The following is a 2,799-nucleotide window of genomic DNA, read 5'->3' on the forward strand; positions in this document are numbered from 1 at the left end:
GGCCTGAGGTACACGTGAACGGATGTGGTGGTCGGCGGCGCCCGCCCCCACAACCCTGCTTTACGGCCGAGCCCCCGGAGGACGGCGTGAGCACGGATGGCCGTGCGAACGCGGACGACGGCGTGAGCGCGGATGACGGCGCGAACGGGAAATGCGGCGTGAATGCGACGGTGGATCGCCATCCGGCCCTCCTCGGAAACGAGTTCTTCTCGGATTCTTCTCGGATGTCGGGGACCGTAGCCGATACCACTGACAATCGGCCGCCGGGCCCGCACCGGTCCGGGACCTGCGTTGATTCGCCGAAAATGACGTACAGTCACATTAGTTCGTTAAAGGATTCCCACCCTCGAATACCTGTGTTAGCGTGCCGCCGCCAGCTTCTCTCATCGCCGAGAAAGTGAGGTCGGGCCATGGAGGGCGCATTCTCCCGACGGGGATTCCTGGGCACCGCCGGTGCGGCGGCGGCCGGGGTGTCCGCCGGCCCGACGGGTACGGCGGCCGCGGCCGGTGCGCGCCGGGAGCCGCCGGAGGGGCGGTCGGTCCGGCCGGGCGATCCCCGCTACCGGACGCTCGGCCAGGGCTTCAACCAGCGCTGGCGCAGCAGCCCCGCCTACATCCGCCTGGTGGTCGACGAGGCGGACGCCGTGGGCGAGTTGAACCGGGCGCTGGACCACGGGCTGCGGCCGACCGTCCGCGGCGGCGGGCACTGCTACGAGGGCTTCGTCGACAACGACGGGGGCGTCATCCTCGACCTCGGCATGATGCGGGGTGTCGCCGCCGCCAGGGACAAGTTCGGCCACCCGACGTACTGCGTGGAGGGCGGTGCCACCAACTGGGACGTCTACACCACGCTCTTCCGCGCGTACGCGGTGACGCTGCCGGCCGGATCCTGCTACTCGGTCGGCGCGGGCGGGCACATCTGCGGCGGCGGGTTCGGCCTGCTCTCGCGGCGGCACGGGCTCACCGTGGACCACCTGGTCCAGGTCGACGTGGTCACCGTGCGGGGCGGTACCGCCGTGGTGACCAGGGCGCACCGCGACGACGGCGAGGGCTCCCCGGAGGCGGACCTCTTCTGGGCCCACACCGGGGGCGGCGGCGGGAACTTCGGGGTGGTGCTGCGCTACCACTTCGCGGTCGGCGTGCCGAAGCCGCCGCCCCGGGTCTGGCTCAGCAGCGTCGCCTGGCCCTGGGGCGAACTGGTGAAGCGGCCCGGCGACTTCGAGACCCTGGTGCGCAACTTCGGTGCCTTCATGGCCGAGCACAGCGGCCCGCAGGAGCCGACCTACCAGGGCCTGTTCGCGATCCTCAAGCTCACCCACCGCTCCAACGGGAACGTCGTCCTGGTGAGCCAGTGGGACGGTGACGACCCGGCGCCGCTCGACGCGTTCCTGGCGGCCGTCGAGCGCGGGATGGCGACGCGTTCGGTGGTCCAGACCCACAGCGCCGGCGGGCTGTTCCTGCCCTACCCGGAGAAGCGTCGCCAACTGCCCTGGTTCCAGGCCACCATGACGCTCAACCCGTCGGGCGACAACCAGCGCGGCAAGTACAAGTCGGCCTACCACCGCGAGCCGTTCAGCCGGGCGCAGATCGCCACCTTCTGGGACTGGCTGGTGCGGGACGTCGAGGGCGTGGACCTCACGAAGACGCTGGTGCAGATCGACTCCTACGGCTGCCGGATCAACACCCGCGGGCCCGGGGAGACCGCCGTCCCCCAGCGCGACTCGATCATGAAGCTCCAGTACCAGACGTACTGGACCGACGAGGCCCAGGACGCCGACCACCTGGCGTACCTCGCCGGGCTCTACCGGGACGTCTACCGGGAGACCGGTGGTGTCCCGGAGATCGACACCGCGACGGACGGCGCCTACGTCAACTACCCGGACGTCGACCTGGGCACGGTCGACCAGCCGGACCCGGCCTACCAGCGGCTCTACTACAAGGGAAACTACCCGCGGTTGCAGCGCACCAAGGCGTACTGGGACGGCGCCGGGGTGTTCCACCACGCTCAGTCGATCACCCTCCCCGGGGCCTGACCGGGAGGGGCCCGCCACCGGATGCGCGAGCCGCCGCAGGGGCGCAGGGTCGAGGTATGAGCGGAGTGGTCGTGCTGGTCGAGCTGGAGTCGTCCACGGAGGTGCTGGACGCGGGCGAGGTCGACGTGGGCGCGCGGATTCGCTGGGTGCACGCGGCGCCGCCGGATCCGGACGTGCCGGAGGATCCGGGGCCGGTGACCTTCTGCGGCCTCGACACGGCGGACCTCGAACGGGAGCCCTACCGCCCGGCCGGGCCCGGCGAGCCCTGGTACCCGCCGTCCCAGCGCACCCGGCGGTGCCGGGCCTGCGAGGCGGTGCTCAAGGCGCCCTGAACGGGCTCGCGGAGCGCGTCCGGGTTCACCACCGGCCGCGCCCGGGTGCGCCGGACCGCCCGACCGGACGGCCCGCCCGGACAGGACAGGCCGGACAGGCCGGTCCACCCCGGGCCACCCTTACGCGGCCGGCTTCGCCGCCTCCTCGACGATCCGCCCGTCACGCAGCTCGATCACCCGGTCGGCGAGCTCCATCAGCGTCGGGTCGTGGGTGGCGACCACCACGGTGACGCCCTCGCTGCGGACGACGGCGCGCAGCAGCTGCATGATCGAGCGGCCGGTCTCCGAGTCCAGCTGGCCGGTCGGCTCGTCGGCGATGATCAGGCCGGGCTCGTTGGCCAGCGCGCGGGCGATGGCGACGCGCTGCTGCTGGCCGCCGGAGAGCTCGCCGGGCCGCTGGTTGGCCTGGGGGGCGGGGGCGCCCCCGGCCCCCC

Annotated in this window: 4 protein-coding genes; 2 read left to right on the forward strand and 2 right to left on the reverse strand. The window is 72.4% G+C overall.

What is annotated here, in order from left to right; genetic code table 11:
* Positions 1–182, reverse strand: a 182-nt coding sequence (locus ACFV6I_RS38850; RefSeq protein WP_380430929.1) for a hypothetical protein, incomplete at its 3' end; no start/stop codon positions are given.
* 228 nt (positions 183–410) lie between these two features.
* Here ACFV6I_RS38850 and ACFV6I_RS38855 point away from each other — a divergent pair.
* Positions 411–2,033, forward strand: coding sequence for an FAD-dependent oxidoreductase (locus ACFV6I_RS38855; protein ID WP_380430932.1), 1,623 nt, complete (start codon positions 411–413; stop codon positions 2,031–2,033).
* 56 nt (positions 2,034–2,089) lie between these two features.
* Complete coding sequence (locus tag ACFV6I_RS38860; protein ID WP_063346028.1) at positions 2,090–2,365, forward strand: hypothetical protein; 276 nt, start codon at positions 2,090–2,092, stop codon at positions 2,363–2,365.
* A gap of 120 nt (positions 2,366–2,485) precedes the next feature.
* Here ACFV6I_RS38860 and ACFV6I_RS38865 read toward each other — a convergent pair.
* Positions 2,486–2,799: ATP-binding cassette domain-containing protein (locus ACFV6I_RS38865; protein ID WP_380430935.1), on the reverse strand; the 314-nt coding region annotated here is incomplete at its 5' end.

It is taken from the genome of Kitasatospora sp. NPDC059803 (assembly GCF_042732255.1).
GTDB lineage: Bacteria > Actinomycetota > Actinomycetes > Streptomycetales > Streptomycetaceae > Kitasatospora.

Excerpts from the sequence above, each read along its gene's own strand:
- ACFV6I_RS38855 (WP_380430932.1), top strand. The coding sequence starts at position 411 with ATGGAGGGCGCATTCTCCCGACGGGGATTCCTGGGCACCGCCGGTGCG.
- ACFV6I_RS38860 (WP_063346028.1), top strand. The coding sequence starts at position 2,090 with ATGAGCGGAGTGGTCGTGCTGGTCGAGCTGGAGTCGTCCACGGAGGTG.